Source organism: Citrobacter sp. Cm046 (genome assembly GCF_030333065.1).
Classification (GTDB): Bacteria; Pseudomonadota; Gammaproteobacteria; order Enterobacterales; family Enterobacteriaceae; genus Citrobacter; species Citrobacter murliniae.
This window is the reverse complement of sequence record NZ_JAOWGP010000033.1, coordinates 1-21,832: the sequence shown is the minus strand read 5'-3', so window position 1 is coordinate 21,832 and position 21,832 is coordinate 1. Positions and strand designations below refer to the sequence as shown.

19 protein-coding genes and 1 riboswitch are annotated in these 21,832 nt (G+C 53.6%); of the genes, 9 read left to right on the top strand and 10 right to left on the bottom strand.

Annotation, left to right across the window (positions count from 1 at the left end):
* Positions 1-57: 57 nt before the first annotated feature.
* Positions 58-4,281 carry a DNA-directed RNA polymerase subunit beta' gene (gene rpoC / locus OGX98_RS04825; RefSeq protein ID WP_045438350.1) on the top strand — a complete coding sequence of 1,408 codons (4,224 nt, stop codon included), beginning with the start codon at positions 58-60 and terminating at the stop codon, positions 4,279-4,281.
* Positions 4,282-4,610: 329 nt separating this feature from the next.
* Here the strand turns inward: rpoC and thiH are convergent, their stop codons facing one another.
* The 7 genes from thiH to OGX98_RS04790 form a co-directional block, all read right to left on the bottom strand.
* Entirely contained in the window at positions 4,611-5,744 is a 1,134-nt protein-coding gene (thiH, locus tag OGX98_RS04820) for a 2-iminoacetate synthase ThiH (protein WP_045438353.1), read from the bottom strand.
* Complete coding sequence (thiG, locus tag OGX98_RS04815) at positions 5,741-6,511, bottom strand: thiazole synthase (RefSeq protein WP_200013321.1); 771 nt, start codon at positions 6,509-6,511, stop codon at positions 5,741-5,743. The genes thiH and thiG overlap by 4 nt, the downstream gene beginning before the upstream one ends.
* Position 6,512: 1 nt before the next feature.
* Complete coding sequence (gene thiS / locus OGX98_RS04810; protein WP_045438358.1) at positions 6,513-6,713, bottom strand: sulfur carrier protein ThiS; 201 nt, start codon at positions 6,711-6,713, stop codon at positions 6,513-6,515.
* The gene (thiF, locus tag OGX98_RS04805) at positions 6,694-7,452 is read right to left on the bottom strand and encodes a thiazole biosynthesis adenylyltransferase ThiF (protein ID WP_225760348.1); all 759 of its coding nucleotides are present in this window, start codon (positions 7,450-7,452) and stop codon (positions 6,694-6,696) included. Before thiF ends, thiS begins: the two co-directional genes overlap by 20 nt.
* Entirely contained in the window at positions 7,445-8,080 is a 636-nt protein-coding gene (gene thiE, locus OGX98_RS04800) for a thiamine phosphate synthase (protein WP_048223459.1), read from the bottom strand. The genes thiF and thiE overlap by 8 nt, the downstream gene beginning before the upstream one ends.
* Positions 8,080-9,978, bottom strand: a complete 1,899-nt coding sequence (gene thiC / locus OGX98_RS04795; RefSeq protein WP_048223461.1) for a phosphomethylpyrimidine synthase ThiC — start codon at positions 9,976-9,978, stop codon at positions 8,080-8,082. Before thiC ends, thiE begins: the two co-directional genes overlap by 1 nt.
* Positions 9,979-10,065: 87 nt before the next feature.
* Positions 10,066-10,175: riboswitch (TPP riboswitch) on the bottom strand.
* A 53-nt stretch (positions 10,176-10,228) separates the two neighbouring features.
* Positions 10,229-10,717, bottom strand: coding sequence for an Rsd/AlgQ family anti-sigma factor (locus tag OGX98_RS04790; protein WP_045438375.1), 489 nt, complete (start codon positions 10,715-10,717; stop codon positions 10,229-10,231).
* Positions 10,718-10,812: 95 nt separating this feature from the next.
* On the opposite strand from OGX98_RS04790, the gene nudC reads away from it, so the two are divergent.
* From nudC to OGX98_RS04760, 6 genes are all read left to right on the top strand, one after another.
* Entirely contained in the window at positions 10,813-11,586 is a 774-nt protein-coding gene (gene nudC, locus OGX98_RS04785; protein WP_045438378.1) for an NAD(+) diphosphatase, read from the top strand.
* Between the two features lie 49 nt (positions 11,587-11,635).
* Positions 11,636-12,700: a uroporphyrinogen decarboxylase gene (gene hemE, locus OGX98_RS04780; protein ID WP_045438381.1), complete on the top strand. Its 1,065-nt coding sequence runs from the start codon at positions 11,636-11,638 to the stop codon at positions 12,698-12,700.
* A 9-nt stretch (positions 12,701-12,709) separates the two neighbouring features.
* Positions 12,710-13,390: a deoxyribonuclease V gene (gene nfi, locus OGX98_RS04775; protein WP_200013323.1), complete on the top strand. Its 681-nt coding sequence runs from the start codon at positions 12,710-12,712 to the stop codon at positions 13,388-13,390.
* A 33-nt stretch (positions 13,391-13,423) separates the two neighbouring features.
* A complete protein-coding gene (locus OGX98_RS04770; protein WP_003842015.1) occupies positions 13,424-14,014 on the top strand; it encodes a YjaG family protein in 591 nt (196 codons plus the stop codon).
* A gap of 186 nt (positions 14,015-14,200) precedes the next feature.
* Positions 14,201-14,473: a nucleoid-associated protein HU-alpha gene (gene hupA / locus OGX98_RS04765; protein WP_001044509.1), complete on the top strand. Its 273-nt coding sequence runs from the start codon at positions 14,201-14,203 to the stop codon at positions 14,471-14,473.
* Positions 14,474-14,484: 11 nt separating this feature from the next.
* On the top strand, positions 14,485-15,177 hold the full coding sequence (locus OGX98_RS04760) for a DUF1481 domain-containing protein (RefSeq protein ID WP_045449391.1): 693 nt from the start codon (positions 14,485-14,487) through the stop codon (positions 15,175-15,177).
* 37 nt (positions 15,178-15,214) lie between these two features.
* Here OGX98_RS04760 and zraP read toward each other — a convergent pair whose 3' ends face one another.
* Entirely contained in the window at positions 15,215-15,664 is a 450-nt protein-coding gene (gene zraP, locus OGX98_RS04755; protein ID WP_286594911.1) for a zinc resistance sensor/chaperone ZraP, read from the bottom strand.
* Between the two features lie 263 nt (positions 15,665-15,927).
* On the opposite strand from zraP, the gene zraS reads away from it, so the two are divergent.
* Together zraS and zraR are read left to right on the top strand one after the other, a co-directional pair.
* Positions 15,928-17,322: a two-component system sensor histidine kinase ZraS gene (zraS, locus tag OGX98_RS04750; RefSeq protein WP_286594908.1), complete on the top strand. Its 1,395-nt coding sequence runs from the start codon at positions 15,928-15,930 to the stop codon at positions 17,320-17,322.
* Positions 17,319-18,644: a sigma-54-dependent response regulator transcription factor ZraR gene (zraR, locus tag OGX98_RS04745; RefSeq protein WP_045438396.1), complete on the top strand. Its 1,326-nt coding sequence runs from the start codon at positions 17,319-17,321 to the stop codon at positions 18,642-18,644. Before zraS ends, zraR begins: the two co-directional genes overlap by 4 nt.
* Here the strand turns inward: zraR and purD are convergent.
* Positions 18,641-19,930: a phosphoribosylamine--glycine ligase gene (purD, locus tag OGX98_RS04740; RefSeq protein ID WP_200013325.1), complete on the bottom strand. Its 1,290-nt coding sequence runs from the start codon at positions 19,928-19,930 to the stop codon at positions 18,641-18,643. The two genes, zraR and purD, sit on opposite strands and share 4 nt — an antisense overlap.
* Before the next feature lie 15 nt (positions 19,931-19,945).
* Positions 19,946-21,535, bottom strand: a complete 1,590-nt coding sequence (gene purH, locus OGX98_RS04735) for a bifunctional phosphoribosylaminoimidazolecarboxamide formyltransferase/IMP cyclohydrolase (protein WP_286594907.1) — start codon at positions 21,533-21,535, stop codon at positions 19,946-19,948.
* Positions 21,536-21,832 lie beyond the last annotated feature (297 nt).

The following is a 21,832-nucleotide window of genomic DNA, read 5'->3' as shown; positions in this document are numbered from 1 at the left end:
CTGGTGCTGGCGTAACAGCCAGCACCAGATTGTGCTAACTCCGACGGGAGCAAATCCGTGAAAGACTTATTAAAGTTTCTGAAAGCGCAAACTAAAACCGAAGAGTTTGATGCGATCAAAATTGCTCTGGCATCGCCAGACATGATCCGTTCATGGTCCTTTGGTGAAGTTAAGAAGCCGGAAACCATCAACTACCGTACGTTCAAACCTGAGCGTGACGGCCTTTTCTGCGCCCGTATCTTTGGGCCAGTAAAAGATTACGAGTGCCTGTGCGGTAAGTACAAGCGCCTGAAACACCGTGGTGTGATCTGTGAGAAGTGCGGCGTTGAAGTGACCCAGACTAAAGTACGCCGTGAGCGTATGGGCCACATCGAGCTGGCATCTCCGACCGCTCACATCTGGTTCCTGAAATCTCTGCCGTCCCGTATCGGCCTGCTGCTTGATATGCCGCTGCGCGATATCGAGCGCGTACTGTACTTCGAATCTTATGTGGTAATCGAAGGCGGTATGACTAACCTGGAACGCCAACAGATCCTGACTGAAGAGCAGTATCTGGATGCGCTGGAAGAGTTCGGTGACGAATTCGACGCGAAGATGGGTGCGGAAGCTATCCAGGCTCTGCTGAAAAGCATGGATCTGGAGCAAGAGTGTGAAACTCTGCGTGAAGAGCTGAACGAAACCAACTCCGAAACCAAGCGTAAAAAGCTGACCAAGCGTATCAAACTGCTGGAAGCGTTCGTACAGTCTGGTAACAAGCCAGAGTGGATGATTCTGACCGTTCTGCCGGTTCTGCCGCCAGATCTGCGTCCGCTGGTTCCGCTGGATGGTGGTCGTTTCGCAACGTCGGATCTGAACGATCTGTATCGTCGCGTTATCAACCGTAACAACCGTCTGAAACGTCTGCTGGATCTGGCTGCGCCGGACATCATCGTACGCAACGAAAAACGTATGCTGCAGGAAGCGGTCGACGCCCTGCTGGATAACGGTCGTCGCGGTCGTGCGATCACCGGTTCTAACAAACGTCCTCTGAAATCTTTGGCCGATATGATCAAAGGTAAACAGGGTCGTTTCCGTCAGAACCTGCTCGGTAAGCGTGTTGACTACTCCGGTCGTTCTGTAATCACCGTAGGTCCATACCTGCGTCTGCATCAGTGCGGTCTGCCGAAGAAAATGGCACTGGAACTGTTCAAACCGTTCATTTACGGCAAGCTGGAACTGCGTGGCCTCGCCACCACCATCAAAGCCGCTAAGAAAATGGTTGAGCGTGAAGAAGCTGTCGTTTGGGATATCCTGGACGAAGTTATCCGCGAACACCCGGTACTGCTGAACCGTGCACCAACACTGCACCGTCTGGGTATCCAGGCATTTGAACCGGTACTGATCGAAGGTAAAGCTATCCAGCTGCACCCGCTGGTTTGTGCGGCGTATAACGCCGACTTCGATGGTGACCAGATGGCTGTTCACGTACCGCTGACGCTGGAAGCCCAGCTCGAAGCGCGTGCGCTGATGATGTCTACCAACAACATTCTGTCTCCGGCGAACGGCGAACCTATCATCGTTCCGTCTCAGGACGTTGTATTGGGTCTGTACTACATGACCCGTGACTGTGTTAACGCCAAAGGCGAAGGCATGGTGTTGACTGGCCCGAAAGAAGCTGAGCGTATCTATCGCGCAGGTCTGGCCTCTCTGCATGCGCGCGTTAAAGTGCGTATCACCGAATATGAAAAAGATGAAAACGGCGAATTCGTTGCGAAAACCAGCCTGAAAGACACGACCGTTGGCCGTGCTATTTTGTGGATGATCGTACCGAAAGGTCTGCCTTTCTCCATCGTCAACCAGGCGCTGGGCAAGAAAGCAATCTCCAAAATGCTGAACACCTGTTACCGCATTCTGGGCCTGAAGCCGACCGTTATCTTCGCTGACCAGACAATGTACACCGGCTTTGCTTATGCAGCGCGTTCAGGTGCATCTGTTGGTATTGATGACATGGTCATCCCAGAGAAGAAACACGAGATCATCTCTGAAGCGGAAGCTGAAGTTGCTGAGATCCAGGAGCAGTTCCAGTCTGGTCTGGTAACCGCAGGCGAACGTTACAACAAAGTTATCGATATCTGGGCTGCGGCGAACGATCGTGTATCCAAAGCGATGATGGATAACCTGCAAACTGAAACCGTTATTAACCGTGACGGCGTCGAAGAGCAGCAGGTTTCCTTCAACAGCATTTACATGATGGCCGACTCCGGTGCGCGTGGTTCTGCAGCACAGATTCGTCAGCTGGCAGGTATGCGTGGTCTGATGGCGAAGCCGGATGGCTCCATCATCGAAACGCCGATCACCGCGAACTTCCGTGAAGGTCTGAACGTACTCCAGTACTTCATCTCTACTCACGGTGCTCGTAAAGGTCTGGCGGATACCGCACTGAAAACAGCTAACTCCGGTTATCTGACTCGTCGTCTGGTTGACGTCGCGCAGGATCTGGTTGTCACTGAAGACGATTGTGGCACTCTGGAAGGTATCACCATGACCCCGGTTATCGAGGGTGGTGATGTTAAAGAGCCGCTGCGTGATCGCGTTCTGGGTCGTGTGACTGCTGAAGACGTTCTGAAGCCGGGTACGGCGGATATTCTGGTTCCACGCAACACCCTGCTGCACGAGCAGTGGTGTGATCTGCTGGAAGAGAACTCCGTTGACTCCGTCAAAGTACGTTCCGTCGTATCCTGTGACACCGACTTTGGTGTATGTGCGCACTGCTATGGTCGTGACCTGGCGCGTGGCCACATCATCAACAAAGGTGAAGCAATCGGCGTTATCGCGGCACAGTCCATCGGTGAGCCGGGTACACAGCTGACGATGCGTACGTTCCACATCGGTGGTGCGGCATCTCGTGCGGCTGCTGAATCCAGCATCCAGGTGAAAAACAAAGGTAGCATCCGTCTGAGCAATGCGAAGTCGGTTGTGAACTCCAGCGGTAAACTGGTTATCACCTCACGTAACACCGAACTGAAACTGATCGACGAATTCGGTCGTACCAAAGAAAGCTATAAAGTGCCTTACGGCTCCGTTATGGCGAAAGGTGATGGCGAACAGGTTGCTGGCGGCGAAACCGTTGCAAACTGGGATCCGCACACCATGCCGGTTATCACCGAAGTGAGTGGTTTTGTCCGCTTCACTGACATGATCGACGGCCAGACCATTACTCGTCAGACCGACGAGCTGACCGGTCTGTCTTCTCTGGTGGTTCTGGATTCTGCAGAGCGTACTGCGGGTGGTAAAGACCTGCGTCCGGCACTGAAAATTGTTGATGCCCAGGGCAACGACGTTCTGATCCCAGGTACCGATATGCCTGCTCAGTACTTCCTGCCGGGTAAAGCGATTGTTCAGCTGGAAGATGGCGTGCAGATCAGCTCAGGTGACACCCTGGCGCGTGTTCCTCAGGAATCAGGCGGTACCAAGGATATTACCGGTGGTCTGCCGCGCGTTGCGGACCTGTTCGAAGCTCGTCGTCCGAAAGAGCCGGCAATCCTGGCGGAAATCAGCGGTATCATTTCCTTCGGTAAAGAAACCAAAGGGAAGCGTCGCCTGGTTATTACTCCGTTAGACGGCAGCGAACCGTACGAAGAGATGATTCCGAAATGGCGTCAGCTCAACGTGTTCGAAGGTGAACGTGTAGAACGTGGTGATGTGGTTTCCGACGGTCCGGAAGCGCCACACGACATCCTGCGTCTTCGTGGCGTACACGCGGTAACGCGTTACATCACCAACGAAGTACAGGACGTATATCGTCTGCAAGGCGTTAAGATTAACGATAAACACATCGAAGTTATCGTTCGTCAGATGCTGCGTAAAGCGACCATCGAAAGTGCTGGTAGCTCCGACTTCCTCGAAGGCGAGCAGGTTGAATACTCCCGCGTCAAGATCGCTAACCGCGAACTGGAAGCGAACGGCAAAGTTGCGGCGACTTTCTCCCGCGATCTGCTGGGTATCACCAAGGCATCTCTGGCAACCGAGTCCTTCATCTCTGCGGCGTCGTTCCAAGAGACTACTCGCGTGCTGACCGAAGCAGCCGTTGCGGGCAAACGCGACGAACTGCGCGGTCTGAAAGAGAACGTCATCGTGGGTCGTCTGATCCCAGCTGGTACCGGTTATGCGTACCATCAGGATCGTATGCGCCGTCGTGCTGCGGGCGAACTGCCAGCAGCACCTCAGGTTACTGCGGAAGATGCATCTGCCAGCCTGGCAGAACTGCTGAACGCAGGTCTGGGTGGTTCTGATAACGATTAATCGTTGTTGACCGTAATAAAAAACCCGCTTCGGCGGGTTTTTTTTTGCCTGAAGAAATGCTGTTGTTGGCCGGATAATTTGCTTGCGACGCCACCCAGCCATATAGGATGGGTATTAATTTACCGGTGGTGCGGCTGGAACGATATTTTTCACAGAACCAGGTAAGATCTGTCGAGGTGAAGGCAGGGCAAAATGAGGAAGATAACTTCTGCCCTGGTCAGCTTCCGTGACTGACGGAGACAAAATAAAAAAACGGCAGCCTGACGACAAGCTCCCGTTTTTCACATTACGTAGTGGCTCGTAAAATACTTATGCTCTTACATGATGGTTCATCGCGTTTGCGAAGCGCGTCCAAGATAGCTATCCCAGTCTTTCCACACGGGCTGTAACCCCTTTGCCATCAGTGCGTTGGCAACGGCTTCCGGGCGACGGTCGTCGTGAGGAGAGAACTGTTCCAGTTCAGGATGATTGTCGGCATAACCACCGGGCTGCGTTTTTGAAAAGGCGCTGACGTTGTTAATTGCCAGCGGAATGACGTGATCGCGAAACCACGGCGACTCGCGGGTGGAGAGCGACAGTTCAATTTCCGGAGCCAGCAAGCGAAATGCGCAAATGGTTTGTACCAGTTGACGCTCGTCCATAATTGATGCCGGCTCTATACCTCCGGTGCACGGACGCAGGCGAGGGAAGGAGATAGAATAACGGCTCTGCCAGTAATGTTGTTGCATCCACAGCAGATGTTCGGCCACCATGTAGCAATCAACCTGCCAGCTGTCGGATAGGCCAATCAACGCCCCAAGACCAATTTTGTCGATTCCGGCACGACCCAGTCTGTCCGGCGTTTCCAGCCGCCAGAAGAAGTCCTGCTTTTTCCCCTTCAGATGATGATGGGCGTAAATCGCCTCGTGATAGCTCTCCTGATAAACCATTACGCCATCCAGTCCTAACGCCTTTAGTTCTGCATATTCCGCTTCTGACAGCGGTTGTACCTCCATTTGTAAAGAGGAAAACTGGCGACGAATAGCGGGTAAATGGCGACGGAAGTAATCCATGCCGACCTTACTCTGATGCTCCCCAGTCACCAGCAACAAATGCTCAAATCCCAGCTTGCGAATGGCCTCGCACTCGCGAGCAATCTCCACGTCATCCAGCGTTTTACGCTTGATGCGGTTACTCATTGAAAAGCCGCAGTAGGTACAGTCGTTGGCACACAGATTGGAAAGGTACAGCGGAACGTAAAAACTCACTGTGTTACCAAAGCGTTGGCGGGTAAGTTTCTGCGCCCGCTGCGCCAGTGGCTCCAGATAGTCAGCAGCAGCAGGAGAGAGCAGAGCCATCAGGTCATCGCGACTAAGCTGCGAAGCGTTGAGAGCCCGTTGTACGTCAGCAGCAGTCTTACCGTTGATACGCAGGCGGATGTCGTCCCAGTCCAGTTGTCGCCAGCGATCGCTGAACGTATTCATGCCATTACCTCCAGGAATCCAGTTAACGGGCTGGTGGCCTGCGCGTGTGAACTGCGGCTTCCCGGTACCGCCTGACGAGCCAAAACACCCGCTTCAACTGCCAGGCGGAAGGCGGTTGCCATCATCACTGGATCGTCCGCCACAGCTATCGCTGTATTGACCAGTACCGCGTCGGCACCCATTTCCAGTGCCTGTGTGGCGTGGCTGGGTACGCCGATACCTGCGTCAACGACCACCGGGACGGTCGCTTGCTGAATGATGATATCCAGCATGGATCGCGTTTCCAGCCCCTGGTTGGAGCCTATAGGCGCACCGAGCGGCATTACTGCCGCACAACCTGCTTCTTCCAGCCGCTTGCACAACACCGGGTCAGCGCCACAGTAGGGGAGCACTATGAATCCCTGCCTCACCAGTGCTTCGGCGGCTTTCAGCGTTTCTATCGGGTCCGGTAGCAGCCAGCGGGCGTCCGGGTGAATTTCTAACTTCAGCCAGTTTGTCCCCAGCGCTTCACGCGCCAGTTGTGCAGCAAAGATAGCTTCTTCCGCCGTTTTTGCTCCCGACGTGTTGGGTAGCAGTGTCACGCCTGCCTCGACCAATGGCGCCAGGATCGCGTCGTTGTGCTGACGTAAATCCACGCGCTTCATTGCCAGCGTCACTAACTGGCTACCAGAAGCACGAATGGCGTCCACCATCAGTTGCGATGACGCAAATTTTCCGGTCCCGGTGAACAGATGTGAATCAAACGTTTTGTCGGCAATTCGTAACATATCAACCCCCTGCTATAACCTGAAAAAGCAGGATCTGGTCGCCTTCCTGCACGATTTGCTGCTCCCACCGCTCGCGCGGCAGGATCTGTTGATTCAGCGCCAGCGCTGTACCGGGTTTAAGCTGATTAAGCTGAACCAGTAGGTTGCTGACGTTTTGTCCCTCGATACACTGTATAGGTTCATCATTGAACAGGATCTGCATGTTGCCCCCCACATACCTGACAACCGCTGGCACGACGCAGCGCCAGGCTGCGCCACTGGCTGGTTTTACCGTCAAACAGGCGTAATTCACCAGTGGGTGTTTCAATGCCGCTCAGCAATTTGATGGCTTCCAGTGCCTGCAACGTTCCCATTATTCCGACGACCGGACCGACAATGCCCGCAGTGCGACAATTGCGTTCCGGTTCCACATCATCTGGCCACAGGCAGCGGTAACAGCCCTGTTCCCAGGGGGGCGTGAGTACCATTAACTGACCGCCAAAACCGACCGCGCTGGCGGTGATGAGAGGCGTATTCAGCGCCACGCAGGCGGCGTTGATCTCCTGGCGGGTCGCCATGTTATCGGTACAGTCGAGCACCACGTCGGCATATGCAACGGCATGTCTGAGGGCATCGCCCGTCAGACGCTGCTGTAATGCTACCAGTTCGATATCCGGGTTGAGCCGCGTCAGTCGTTGCTGCGCAGCCTGCGATTTTGACCGGGCGATATCATCGGTAGTGAACAGGATCTGGCGTTGCAGGTTGCTCAGATGCACATCGTCATCGTCAACCAGTACCAGTGTTCCTACGCCCGCACCCGCCAGATACAGCGCTGCGGGTGAACCTAATCCGCCTAAACCGATAATCAGCACGTGGCTTGCGTTGAGCTTTTGCTGGCCCTCAATGGCAATATCGCCCAGTAATATTTGGCGGCTGTAGCGCATAAAATCACGATCATTCATTGCCGACTCCCGCGATTCCGAGCAGTTGGGTCGTGGCAGTACGCCAGTTTGCGGCCTGAGTGATTGCACTAACCACGGCAATACTACCGACACCGGTAGCCAGCACTGCTGGCGCTCGTTCAAGGCTTATTCCGCCGATAGCGACGGTGGGGTAATCAGCCAGCCGCTTAATATGGTTCGTCAGTTGTGCCAGCCCCTGTGGGGCAGATGGCATCTGTTTGGTTTGCGTCGGAAAGACATGTCCTAGTGCGATGTAAGACGGGCGAGCGGCGAGCGCCACGTCGATCTCCATATCATCGTGGGTCGACACACCAAGGCGCAAACCTGCAGCCTGAATAGCCTTCAGGTCGGTGGTTTCGAGGTCTTCCTGTCCCAGATGCACGCCGTAAGCCTGGTGTTTGACTGCCAGTCGCCAGTAGTCGTTGATAAACAGCCGGGCGTTGTAGCGCCGCCCCAGCGCAATGGCGGCAACCACGTCGGCTTCAACTTCTCCATCTCGCTTGTCTTTAATGCGCAGTTGGATCGTGCGCACGCCTGCTTCCAGCAGACGCTCAATCCACAACACGCTGTCGACGACCGGGTAAAGGCCGAGACGAAAAGGCACCGTAGGAAAATCAGGCTGATACATCACGCTTCCTCCTTTTTCAGGTAGATTTCGCCACCTTTGGCGCGGAAGTTTTCTGACATATCGGCCATGCCGACTTCAATGGTTTGCGCGGCGGCGTAGTCGCGAACTTCCTGGCTGATTTTCATTGAGCAGAATTTCGGTCCGCACATCGAGCAGAAGTGGGCGACTTTGCCTGACTCCTGCGGCAGGGTTTCATCGTGATAGGCGCGGGCGGTGAATGGGTCGAGCGCCAGATTAAACTGGTCTTCCCAGCGGAATTCAAAGCGTGCTTTCGACATGGCGTTATCACGGATTTGCGCACCAGGATGGCCTTTGGCTAAATCAGCGGCGTGCGCGGCAATCTTGTAGGTGATCAGCCCCTGTTTTACATCCTCTTTGTTCGGCAGGCCGAGATGCTCCTTCGGCGTGACGTAACAGAGCATCGCACAGCCGAACCAGCCAATCATCGCGGCGCCAATGCCGGAGGTGAAGTGGTCATAACCTGGCGCGATATCGGTGGTCAACGGTCCTAAGGTGTAGAACGGCGCTTCATGGCAGTGTTCAAGCTCTTCGGTCATATTGCGTTGGATCATCTGCATCGGTACATGGCCCGGGCCTTCAATCATCACCTGTACGTCATATTCCCAGGCAATTTTGGTCAGTTCTCCCAGCGTATGTAGCTCGGAGAATTGCGCCTCGTCGTTGGCATCCTGAATCGAGCCAGGACGCAGGCCGTCGCCTAATGAGAGCGAAACATCATAGGCGGCGCAGATTTCGCAAATTTCGCGGAAGTGCTCAAACAGGAAGTTCTCTTTGTGATGGGATAGGCACCACTTCGCCATAATTGAACCGCCGCGCGAAACAATCCCGGTCAGACGTTTGGCGGTCATTGGTACGTAGCGCAGCAGCACGCCTGCGTGGATGGTGAAGTAGTCGACGCCCTGTTCTGCCTGCTCCAGCAGTGTGTCGCGGAACGCTTCCCAGGTCAGATCTTCGGCGATCCCGTTGACCTTCTCCAGCGCCTGGTAGATCGGTACGGTACCGATTGGTACCGGGCTGTTACGCAGGATCCATTCGCGAGTTTCGTGAATATAGCGACCTGTAGAAAGGTCCATCACCGTATCCGCCCCCCAGCGTGTAGACCACACCAGTTTTTCGACCTCTTCTTCGATGGAAGAGGTGACCGCTGAGTTGCCGATATTGGCGTTGACCTTCACCAGAAAATTGCGGCCGATAATCATCGGTTCCGATTCCGGGTGGTTGATGTTGGCAGGTATGATGGCGCGTCCGGCGGCGACTTCATCACGCACAAATTCCGGCGTGATATTTTCTGGCAGGCGTGCGCCAAAGCTCATCCCCGGGTGCTGGTGGCGTAACACTTCACTACGAATACGCTCGCGGCCCATGTTTTCGCGGATAGCGATAAACTCCATCTCAGGGGTGACGATCCCTTGACGGGCGTAGTGCAGTTGCGTGACGCGCTTACCGGCTTTGGCGCGCTTTGGGGTCAGCAGGCCTGTGAAGCGTAACTCGTCAAGGCCATCATCGGCCAGACGTTGTTTGGTGTACGCCGAGCTGCGGTCATTAAGCTCTTCGCTGTCGTTACGTGCTGCAATCCATGGCTGGCGCAGCTTTGCCAGCCCCTTCTGGACATTAATCGCCACATCCGGATCGCCGTACGGGCCGGAGGTATCGTACACCGGTACAGCTTCGTTATCTTCAAACTGCGGATTGTCTTTCGAACCGCCGGTCAGCGTCGGACTAAGCTGGATTTCACGCATCGGAATACGGATATCCGGCTGCGAACCGGTTATGTAGATGCGTTTCGAGTTAGGAAAGGCGGTTCCTTCCAGGGTATCGATAAAGTGTTGGGCCTGGGCGCGCTGTTCGCGACGTGATGGTTTAGTAGTGGCAGACATAGCTCATTCCAAAAAAAGTAAGGATATGGCTTGTCAGACGACGGATTGAGTAATGGATGCACGCCGCCTGTGAAGGCAGCAGCATAAAGCTGAATTACTCTTGTTCCCTTCGCAGGTATTAGCCTGATCAGGTTCCGCGGATCCCGAATTAACGGTCTCAGCCTACGCTTTCACGTAAGGCACTCCGACAAGAAGCAACCTCTGATGATTAGAGGTAATGAATGTAAACTACTCGTTAATGCTGCAGATCTCAAGCAGGACGTTTGATCATGGCATTGTCATGCATCGCGTCAAACACCAGCATAATCAGCTTATCTTCCAGCACAAACCGGGCTTCCAGTGCCTCGCCAAGATCGGACAAAGCCTTTTGAAATTCAAGGAAGTTGTCATGATCAATCGCGGTTTCCAGGCTGGAATCATAATAGTCCATGATCAGCTGCGTATTGGCTTCCAGTGATGGCCAAATTTTTGTTGCTTTTAAAAGCTGCCCGTTCCCTTCCAATTTATGGAGAATACGTTCATAAATACTGAAGTGTCCGGTGGATAGGTAATCGACCAGGCTTTGACAAAAATCATCCAGCGCTTTTTCATTGAGCCGCATGTACGATTCTTTGCCAGGCTTAATGCCAACCAGATTGTAGTAAGCCACGAGCAGGTGCTTACGTACATGTAGCCAGCGATCAACCAGTTTATTACTTCCTCCGACGTGCTCCGTCAGGCTTTCCAGCTGGTTTAGCATGATTGACTCCGCAAGTGATGTTTAAGAACTGCTCGCCCATAAATGTAAAAATAATGTAAACAACATGCCTGTGAAGCAAAGGTTGCGCAAGAGATATGGATCGTATAATTGAAAAATTAGACAGCGGCTGGTGGATTGTCAGCCATGAGCAAAAAATTTGGCTACCTCGCGGAGAGCTGCCATATGGTGAAGCGGCAAATTTTGATCTGGTAGGACAGCGCGCACTGCCGATCGGCGAATGGGAAGGGGATACGGTCTGGCTGGTGCAGCAGCAGCGACGGCATGATATGGGCTCGGTGCGTCAGGTTATCGATCAGGATGTAGGATTGTTTCAACTGGCCGGACGCGGTGTGCAACTGGCGGAGTTCTATCGCTCGCACAAATTCTGCGGTTACTGCGGCCATGCCATGTACCCGAGTAAAACCGAATGGGCGATGTTGTGCAGCCACTGCCGTGAACGCTACTACCCGCAAATTGCGCCCTGCATTATCGTTGCTATCCGCCGTGATGACAGCCTTCTTCTTGCCCAACATGTTCGCCATCGCAATGGCGTGCATACCGTGCTGGCAGGTTTTGTCGAAGTGGGGGAAACATTAGAACAGGCGGTAGCACGTGAAGTGATGGAAGAGAGCGGTATCAAGGTGAAGAACCTGCGCTACGTCACCTCCCAACCGTGGCCGTTTCCGCAGTCGTTGATGACCGCATTTATGGCAGAGTACGACAGTGGCGAGATTGTAATCGACCCGAAAGAGCTGTTGGAAGCGAACTGGTATCGCTACGATGATTTACCGCTTCTTCCCCCGCCGGGAACCGTTGCGCGTCGACTGATCGAAGATACCGTCGCGATGTGTCGGGCCGAGTACGAGTAAACTTCGAGTAGTGATACACTGGCGGTCTGACGCTATAAGGAATATAAAAATGACCGAACTGAAGAACGATCGTTACCTGCGTGCGCTGCTGCGCCAGCCCGTTGATGTCACTCCAGTATGGATGATGCGCCAGGCGGGCCGCTATTTGCCGGAGTACAAAGCCACCCGAGCACAGGCGGGCGATTTTATGTCGCTGTGCAAAAATGCCGAGCTGGCATGTGAAGTGACGCTACAGCCGTTGCGCAGATATAAACTCGATGCGGCGATCCTCTTTTCGGACATTCTGACTATTCCGGATGCAATGGGGCTTGGTCTCCATTTTGAAGCCGGTGAAGGTCCACGTTTTACCTCGCCAATTACCTGTAAAGCCGATGTTGATAAATTGCCGATTCCGGATCCTGAAGGTGAATTGGGATACGTTATGAATGCGGTACGTACTATTCGCCGTGAACTGAAGGGCGAAGTGCCGCTGATCGGCTTCTCCGGTAGCCCGTGGACGCTGGCAACCTATATGGTAGAGGGCGGCAGCAGCAAAGCCTTCACCGTGATTAAAAAGATGATGTACGCCGACCCTAAGGCTCTGCATCTGCTGCTTGATAAGTTGGCGAAAAGCGTCACCTTGTACCTGAACGCACAGATCAAAGCGGGTGCGCAGTCGGTGATGATCTTCGACACCTGGGGCGGTGTGTTGACCGGGCGTGATTATCAGCAGTTCTCTCTCTACTACATGCACAAAATTGTTGATGGCTTGCTGCGTGAAAACGAAGGTCGCCGCGTGCCGGTAACGCTGTTCACTAAAGGCGGTGGACAGTGGCTGGAAGCGATGGCGGAAACCGGTTGTGATGCATTAGGTCTCGACTGGACGACGGATATTGCTGATGCGCGTCGTCGTGTTGGTCATAACGTGGCGCTGCAGGGCAATATGGACCCGTCCATGCTGTATGCGCCGCCAGCTCGTATCGAAGAAGAGGTGGCGACCATTCTCGCTGGGTTTGGTCAGGGCGAAGGGCACGTCTTTAACCTTGGTCACGGTATTCACCAGGACGTGCCGCCAGAGCATGCGGGTGTCTTCGTGGAGGCGGTGCATCGCTTGTCCGAACAGTACCACCGCTAAGGAATCATCATGGATCTCGCGTCGCTGCGCGCAAAACAGCTTGAACTGGCTTCTTCGGTGATCCGGGAGGATCGCCTTGAGAACGATCCGCCGGATCTGATCGGTGGGGCGGATGTTGGGTTTGAGCAGGGCGGTGAAGTGACGCGAGCCGCGATGGTCTTGCTGAAATACCCCACGCTTGAGCTGGTTGAATACAAGGTGGCGCGTATCGCCACCACCATGCCGTATATCCCCGGTTTTCTCTCTTTTCGTGAAACTCCCGCACTAATGGCGGCGTGGCAGCTTTTATCACAAAAGCCGGATCTGCTGTTTGTGGACGGACACGGGATTTCCCATCCTCGCCGTCTGGGTGTCGCCAGCCATTTTGGTCTGCTGGTGGATGTGCCGACAATTGGTGTGGCGAAAAAGCGACTGTGCGGTAAATTTGAACCGCTTGCCGCTGAACCTGGTGCCTTATCTCCGCTACTGGATAACGGTGAGCAGCTGGCATGGGTCTGGCGTAGCAAAGCACGCTGTAATCCACTGTTTATCTCTACTGGTCATCGCGTGAGCATGGACAGCGCATTGGCGTGGGTGCAGCGCTGTATGAACGGCTATCGTCTGCCGGAACCGACTCGCTGGGCGGATGCGGTAGCATCGGAACGCCCGGCATTTTCGCGGCTTGCAGCAAAAACACCCCATATCGGGTAAACTGCCGCTAATTTCCGTATTTGAGAACTCAACATGTTACAAAATCCGATTCATTTGCGCCTGGAGAAGCTGGAAAGCTGGCAGCACGTCACTTTTATGGCATGCCTGTGCGAGCGCATGTACCCAAACTACGCCATGTTCTGTAAGCAAACTGAGTTTGGCGATGGGCAAATTTACCGCCGAATTCTGGATTTGATTTGGGAAGCGCTGACGGTCAAAGATGCAAAAATCAACTTTGACAGCCAACTGGAGAAGTTTGAAGAGGCTATCCCGTCGGCAGATGATTACGATCTGTACGGCGTTTATCCGGCAATTGATGCTTGCGTGGCATTAAGTGAATTGATGCACTCACGTTTGAGTGGTGAAACTCTCGAGCACGCGATTGAAGTCAGTAAAGCTTCGATCACGACGGTCGCGATGCTGGAAATGACTCAGGCTGGTCGCGAAATGACCGATGAAGAGCTGAAAGAAAACCCTGCCGTTGAACAAGAATGGGATATTCAGTGGGAAATATTCCGACTTTTGGCCGACTGTGAAGAACGCGATATTGAACTGATAAAAGGGCTGCGTGCAGACCTGCGCGAGGCTGGCGAGAGCAATATTGGTATAAATTTTCAGCAATGACACAACAAAACGTGATTTAACGCCTGATTTGTCGTGCCTGAAGGCTTCCCATCCGCCCCCGGTCTGGTCTACATTTGGGGGGCGAAAAAAAGTGGCTATCGGTGCGTGTATGCAGGAGAGTGCTTTTTTGGCATTTCCGTCGCACTCGATGCTTAGCAAGCGATAAACACATTGTAAGGATAACTTATGAACAAGACTCAACTGATTGATGTAATTGCAGACAAAGCAGAACTGTCTAAAACCCAGGCTAAAGCTGCTCTGGAATCCACTCTGGCTGCTATTACTGAGTCTCTGAAAGAAGGCGATGCTGTACAACTGGTTGGTTTCGGTACCTTCAAAGTGAACCACCGCGCTGAGCGCACTGGCCGCAACCCGCAGACCGGTAAAGAAATCAAAATCGCCGCAGCTAACGTACCGGCATTTGTTTCTGGTAAAGCACTGAAAGACGCGGTTAAGTAATTCGCGTGGCAGTGAACAGTTTTAACGAAGGGGCGGTTTCGCCCCTTTTGTCCATCTGGCGTCATACGCTTTGGCTTTCAGGTGTTCTGTTGCTGTCAGCCTGCAGTCGCCATTCTGAGCTTCCTCCGTTCACGGCCAGCGGCTATGTTGGCGATCAGGGGGCGGTGCGCGTCTGGCGTAAAGATTCCAGTGACGATGTTCACTTGCTCTCGGTATTTAGTCCGTGGCGTAAAGGCGAGACCACTACCAGTGAATACCGCTGGCAGGGTGATTCGCTCTCTCTGATAGAACTTAATGTATACAGCAAGCCGCCGGAGCATATTCGCATACGCTTCGATGACCGGGGCGAGCTGAGTTTCATGCAGCGTGAAGTTGACGGGCAAAAGCAGCAGCTTTCCAGCGATCAAATAGCGCTCTACCGCTACCGTGCCGATCAAATCCGCCAGACCAGCGACGCGTTGCGTCAGGGGCGTGTTGTATTACGTCAGGGACGCTGGCATGCGAATAACACGGTCACCACCTGCGAGGGCGAGACAATTAAGCCCGACTTAGATTCATGGGCAATAAACCATATTGAGCGCCGCCAGAGCCATTCATCGGTAGATGTAAGCGTTGCCTGGCTGGAAGCGCCAGAAGGATCTCAGCTATTGCTGGTCGCCAATGAGGATTTTTGTCACTGGCAACCTAAAGCCAAGACCTTCTAAAAACCTGGACCGTAAGCCGTCATTCGGCAGACTACGCTTACCAGTGACCCATTCCCATATGACCACCGCCGCGATGGTTACCGCCACCACCACATCCGCCGTAACCCATTCCGGCTGCGCGAGGTACACCCGCCTGCGCCATCGCGACATCCCGCTTAACACGCTGCTCGTCGAGTGACTGATTCAGAGACTCCATCTCTTTTGTCACTGCATTAATTTTTGCAGTATCCGGCGAACTGGCGGTTAACAACGCATTGTATTCGTAACGTTTGGAAACCAGCTGTTGGCGTAATGCGCTGGTCTGCGCGTAGTAATCGTCATATATTTTTTGGGCGGCAGTCTGCTGTTCAGTGGTCATTGGAATTCCGCCCTGTTGTGACATCCCATTACCATTGCCCCAGTGATGTTGTGCTAACGCTGAGGTGGAGCCCAAAGCCATAAGAGAGAGCGCGAGCAGCGCCAGACCCATTTTGTTATTCCGTTTCATCATTTGTTCTCCTGTTGGTTATCTTATTTTCTCTATTGCATCTTCCGTGCCAGCCTGCGGATCCCCACGCTACGGGTGCCGTTCAGATATTTGCCCGCTGGAAGTGAGTAAAAATGACTCGTCGGAACGTCCCGGTGGGTCATTTTTACCCACTACTTTCAATTGTTTGTGCCAAAGGGCTGGGTTATCAGGGAGAAAAAATGGCATGATTTCTGCTGTATACCTGAAACGAAGCAAGGTAACGATGGTGAAAGGGAGAACGTATGCGTTTATATAAGGATACGGCGGCAAAGTGGCTGAGCAGACTATTGCCGGCGGCAATCCTGATATTGGTCGGCTGGTTTTCTATTATGACCATTCGGGACTATGGTCGGGAAAGCGACGCCGCCCGGCAAACGTTACTGGAAAAAGGGAGTGTGCTGATCCGCGCCCTTGAGTCTGGTACGCGTGTGGGAATGGGAATGCGTATGCATCATGCTCAGCAACAAACGTTGCTGGAGGAAATGGCGGTGCAACCGGGGGTGCTATGGTTTGCTGTCGTAGACACGTATGGCACCATCATTACGCACAGTAATTCCGCGATGGTTGGCAAAACACTCTATTCGCCAGATGTGCTGCGAGAGCTAAATTCTGGGGAACAGGAACGCTGGCGGCGTATCGATATACCGGCCGATGACGGCGAAAAAATGCCGGTACTGGAAATTTATCGCCAGTTCCAGCCGATGTATGGTCCAGGTAGACACGGCATGGCGCGCTGTGACGGTAATGACGAGCACAGTAATACGCCTGAGCAAACCATTTTTATCGCCTTTGATGCCAGCGATCTGGCGGCAACGCAGGCCAGAGAGTGGCGTAATACACTGATTGTCCTTTCTGCGCTGGCGGCCGTGCTGCTGGCAACTGTGCTGACATTTTTCTGGTATCAGCGCTATCAGCGTTCGTATAAAGAATTGCAGGATGCGATGAAGCGCAAAGAAAAATTGATGGCGCTCGGACATCTGGCGGCAGGGGTAGCGCATGAAATTCGTAACCCACTGTCTTCCATCAAAGGATTAGCGAAGTATTTTGCCGAACGTACGCCAGCGGGTGGTGAGTCGCATGAACTGGCACAAGTGATGGCGAAAGAGGCAGACCGTTTAAACCGGGTGGTGAGTGAACTGCTGGAGCTGGTGAAGCCTGCTCATCTGACGCTGCAAAAGGTAGATCTTAATGAGGTCATCAACCACTCCCTGCATCTTGTCAGCCAGGATGCCCTGAGTCGGGAAATCCTGCTGCAGTTTACAGCAGACACTTTTTTACCGGCTATTCAGGCCGATCCTGATCGGCTCACGCAGGTCCTGCTGAATCTGTACCTGAACGCCATTCATGCCATTGGCCATCAGGGTACGATTACGGTTGAGGTGAGTGAAAGTAGTGCCGATCGGGTTAAAATTGTGGTGACTGATAGCGGAAAGGGTATTGCGCCCGAACAGCTGGAGGCCATTTTTACGCCTTATTTCACGACGAAAGCCGACGGTACTGGTCTGGGGCTGGCGGTGGTGCAAAACATCATTGAACAGCACGGCGGAACCATTCAGGTGACAAGTATTGAGGGCAAAGGCGCGGTCTTTACTCTCTGGCTGCCGATCAAAGCGAAACAACAGGACAGACAAGGATGACTCACGGACAAATCGATATTCTGGTTGTGGATGATGACATTAGTCACTGCACGATTTTACAGGCGCTGCTTCGCGGCTGGGGCTATAACGTATCACTGGCCTATAGTGGCCGGGAGGCGCTGGAGCAGGTGCGTGAACACGTTTTTGATCTGGTGCTGTGCGATGTGCGTATGGCAGAGATGGATGGCATCGAAACGCTGAAAGAGATAAAAGTCCTGAATCCGGCGATACCTATTTTGATTATGACCGCATTTTCCAGCGTCGAAACGGCGGTGGAAGCACTCAAAGCCGGGGCGCTGGACTATTTAATTAAGCCATTGGACTTTGACCGACTGCAGGAGACGCTGGAAAAGTCGCTGGCGCATACGCGGGATACCACCGTTGAATCGCTTTCGGCTCCGGCTTCGCAGTTTGGCATGATTGGCAGAAGTCCGGTGATGCAGCAACTGCTTAATGAGATTGCGATGGTGGCACCGTCGGATGCCACAGTGCTCATTCATGGAGACTCCGGGACGGGGAAAGAATTGGTTGCCCGTGCGCTGCATGCCAGTAGCGCACGTTGTAATAAACCGCTGGTGACGCTGAACTGCGCGGCACTCAATGAATCCCTGCTGGAGTCTGAACTGTTTGGTCATGAAAAAGGGGCGTTTACGGGGGCCGACAAACGGCGGGAAGGTCGCTTTGTGGAAGCCGACGGTGGCACGTTATTTCTCGATGAAATTGGCGATATTTCACCGCTGATGCAGGTGCGTCTGCTACGGGCGATTCAGGAACGCGAAGTTCAACGTGTGGGCAGCAACCAGACTCTTGCTGTCGATGTCCGGCTGATAGCTGCGACGCACCGCGATTTAGCACAAGAGGTCAATGCCGGGCGTTTTCGTCAGGATCTCTACTACCGGCTGAATGTGGTCACCATTGAAATGCCCGCGCTTCGTCAGCGTAGGGAAGATATTCCGTTGCTGGCGGAACATTTTTTGCAGCATTTTGCGCAGCGTAACCGCAAAGCGGTGAAAGGCTTTACCCCACAGGCAATGGATCTGTTGATCCACTATGACTGGCCGGGGAATATTCGCGAGCTGGAAAACGCCATTGAACGGGCAGTGGTTCTGCTGACGGGAGAATATATCTCTGAGCGTGAGCTGCCGATGGCAATTGCCGCGACGCCGATAAAAGCAGAAAGCAGTCTGGAGATTCAACCGCTGGTAGATGTCGAAAAAGAGGTTATTCTGGCGGCGCTGGAAAAAACGGGCGGCAACAAAACTGAAGCCGCCCGTCAGTTAGGGATCACGCGTAAAACGCTGTTGGCGAAAATTTCGCGTTAGCGTTGCTCACGCTCGATAGCGCGCCAGCCAATGTCGTTACGGCTAAAGCTGCCATCCCAGTGGATATCGGTCATTAAGGCGTAAGCGCGTTTCTGCGCTTCGGCCACGGTATACCCCAGTGCGGTGGCACACAGGACGCGACCACCGTTGGTCAGCACGCGATCGTCATCAGACAGTTTCGTGCCCGCATGGAATACTTTACCGCCTTCAATTTCCTCCAGCGGCAGGCCGTGGATCTCATCCCCGGTATTGTAGTTGCCAGGATAACCGCCTGCAGCAATAACCACGCCCAGAGATGCACGCTCGTCCCACTCGGAGGTTTTCTCATCCAGTTTACCGTCGCAGGCGGCGAGGCACAGGTCAACCAGGTCTGATTTCATGCGCAACATGATCGGCTGAGTTTCCGGGTCGCCAAAGCGGCAGTTGAACTCGATAACTTTCGGGTTGCCTTGTTTGTCGATCATCAGACCGGCGTACAGGAAACCGGTGTAGGTGTTACCTTCCGCCGCCATCCCTTTCACAGTCGGCCAGATGATCCGTTCCATCGTGCGCTGGTGAACCTCGTCAGTCACTACCGGGGCCGGAGAGTAAGCCCCCATACCGCCAGTGTTCGGGCCAGTATCGCCATTGCCTACGCGTTTGTGGTCCTGGCTGGTAGCCATCGGTAGTACGTGCTCACCGTCAACCATCACGATAAAGCTCGCTTCTTCACCGTCAAGAAACTCCTCGATTACGATGCGGTGACCGGCATCGCCAAAAGCGTTGCCTGCCAGCATATCGTGCACAGCGGCTTCAGCTTCCTCCAGCGTCATCGCCACGATAACGCCTTTACCGGCAGCCAGACCGTCGGCCTTGATGACAATCGGTGCGCCTTTCTCACGCAGATACGCCAGTGCAGGCTCGATTTCGGTGAAGTTCTGGTACTCCGCCGTCGGGATGTGATGACGGGCGAGGAAATCTTTAGTGAACGCTTTGGAGCCTTCAAGCTGCGCGGCACCTTCGGTTGGGCCAAAGATCTTCAGACCAGCAGCACGAAAAGCATCGACAACGCCAATCACCAGCGGCGCTTCCGGGCCAACGATAGTCAGATCAATTTTCTCGTTCTGGGCGAAGCTCAGCAAAGCCGGAATATCGGTAACATTGATCGCTACGTTTTGCAGTGTGGGCTCTAGCGCGGTACCCGCATTGCCCGGTGCAACAAAAACGGTATTAACCAATGGAGATTGTGCAGCTTTCCAGGCCAGGGCGTGCTCACGTCCACCGTTGCCAATAACTAATACTTTCATCGTCTGCTCCGTGGATTAATGGCGGAAATGGCGCATATCGGTAAAGATCATTGCAATGCCGTGTTCATCGGCGGCAGCAATTACCTCATCATCACGGATGGAGCCGCCTGGCTGGATCACACAGCTCACACCAACGGCGGCAGCGGCATCAATACCATCACGGAACGGGAAGAAGGCGTCAGATGCCATCGCGGAGCCTTTTACTTCCAGTCCTTCGTCGGCAGCTTTAATCCCGGCGATCTTCGCAGAGTAAACACGGCTCATCTGACCTGCACCTATGCCGATGGTCATGTTCTCTTTGGCGTAGACAATGGCGTTAGACTTGACGAATTTCGCGACTTTCCAGCAGAACAACGCATCACGCAGTTCTTGTTTGGTAGGCTGACGTTTGCTCACCACGCGCAGTTCACCTTCGGTGACCATACCCAGGTCGCGATCCTGAACCAGCAGGCCGCCGTTAACGCGTTTGAAATCCAGCCCCGGCACACGCTGTGCCCATTGACCACAGGTCAGGACGCGAACGTTCTGTTTAGCGGCGGTGATTCTCAGTGCGTCTTCAGTGGCTGACGGGGCGATGATCACTTCAACAAACTGACGGGAGATGATGGCTTGTGCCGTTTCTGCATCCAGTTCGCGGTTAAAGGCAATGATGCCGCCGAACGCGGAGGTCGGGTCAGTTTTGTACGCGCGGTCGTAGGCGTCGAGAATAGAAGTACTTACTGCCACGCCGCACGGGTTGGCGTGCTTAACGATAACACAGGCTGGCTCATTGAACTCTTTTACGCATTCCAGCGCCGCGTCAGTATCAGCGATGTTGTTATAGGAAAGCGCTTTACCTTGTACCTGTTGTGCGGTAGCTACAGAAGCTTCTTTTACATTCTCTTCTATATAGAAGGCTGCCTGCTGGTGGCTGTTCTCGCCGTAGCGCATATCCTGCTTCTTAATGAAGTTCAGGTTCAGAGTACGCGGGAAGCGTCCAGCGGCTTCTTTGCTTTCACCGTGATAGGCCGGAACCATGCTGCCGAAGTAGTTGGCAATCATGCTGTCGTAAGCGGCGGTGTGTTCGAAGGCTTTGATGGCGAGATCGAAACGGGTATCGAGAGTCAGTGAGCCGTCGTTGGCATCCATCTCTTTAATAATGGCGTCGTAGTCGTTGCTCTTTACCACGATAGCAACGTCTTTATGGTTCTTGGCGGCAGAGCGCACCATGGTCGGGCCGCCGATATCAATGTTTTCTACAGCATCTTCCAGCGAGCAGCCTTCACGAGCGACGGTCTCGGCGAACGGATACAGGTTAACGACAACCATATCGATAGGTGCAATACCGTGTTGTTCCATTATCCCGTCATCCTGGCCGCGACGACCCAGAATGCCGCCGTGTACTTTTGGATGCAGGGTTTTCACACGTCCATCCATCATTTCCGGGAAGCCGGTGTAATCGGAAACTTCGGTCACTGGCAGACCTTTCTCTGCTAACAGGCGAGCGGTGCCGCCTGTAGACAGCAGTTCCACACCGCGTGCGGAAAGTGCCTGAGCGAATTCGATAATACCTGCTTTGTCAGAAACACTGAGCAGAGCGCGGCGGACTGGACGACGTTGTTGCATGGTAAATCCCCTGGATTTGACTATAACAGAGAGCGTTAGCTGAGTTTTTGCGTAAAAACTCAGCTAACGCCCCTTACGGGGCATCCTTGTTTTGCCGCAGCATTGTAACGAAAACGTTTGCGCAACGCTCGCGAATTTTTCTTATTCAATATTTACCCTTATTTTGCCAACTAAAGATCGCACTTACAGGGAGAGGATCGCCGAAATGATCGTGCTGTTTGTGGATAACTCTGTGTGTAAACAGGTATAAGGCAGGGTTTTGCTGTGGAATGCAGCAGTCAGTCATTTTTCTGACAT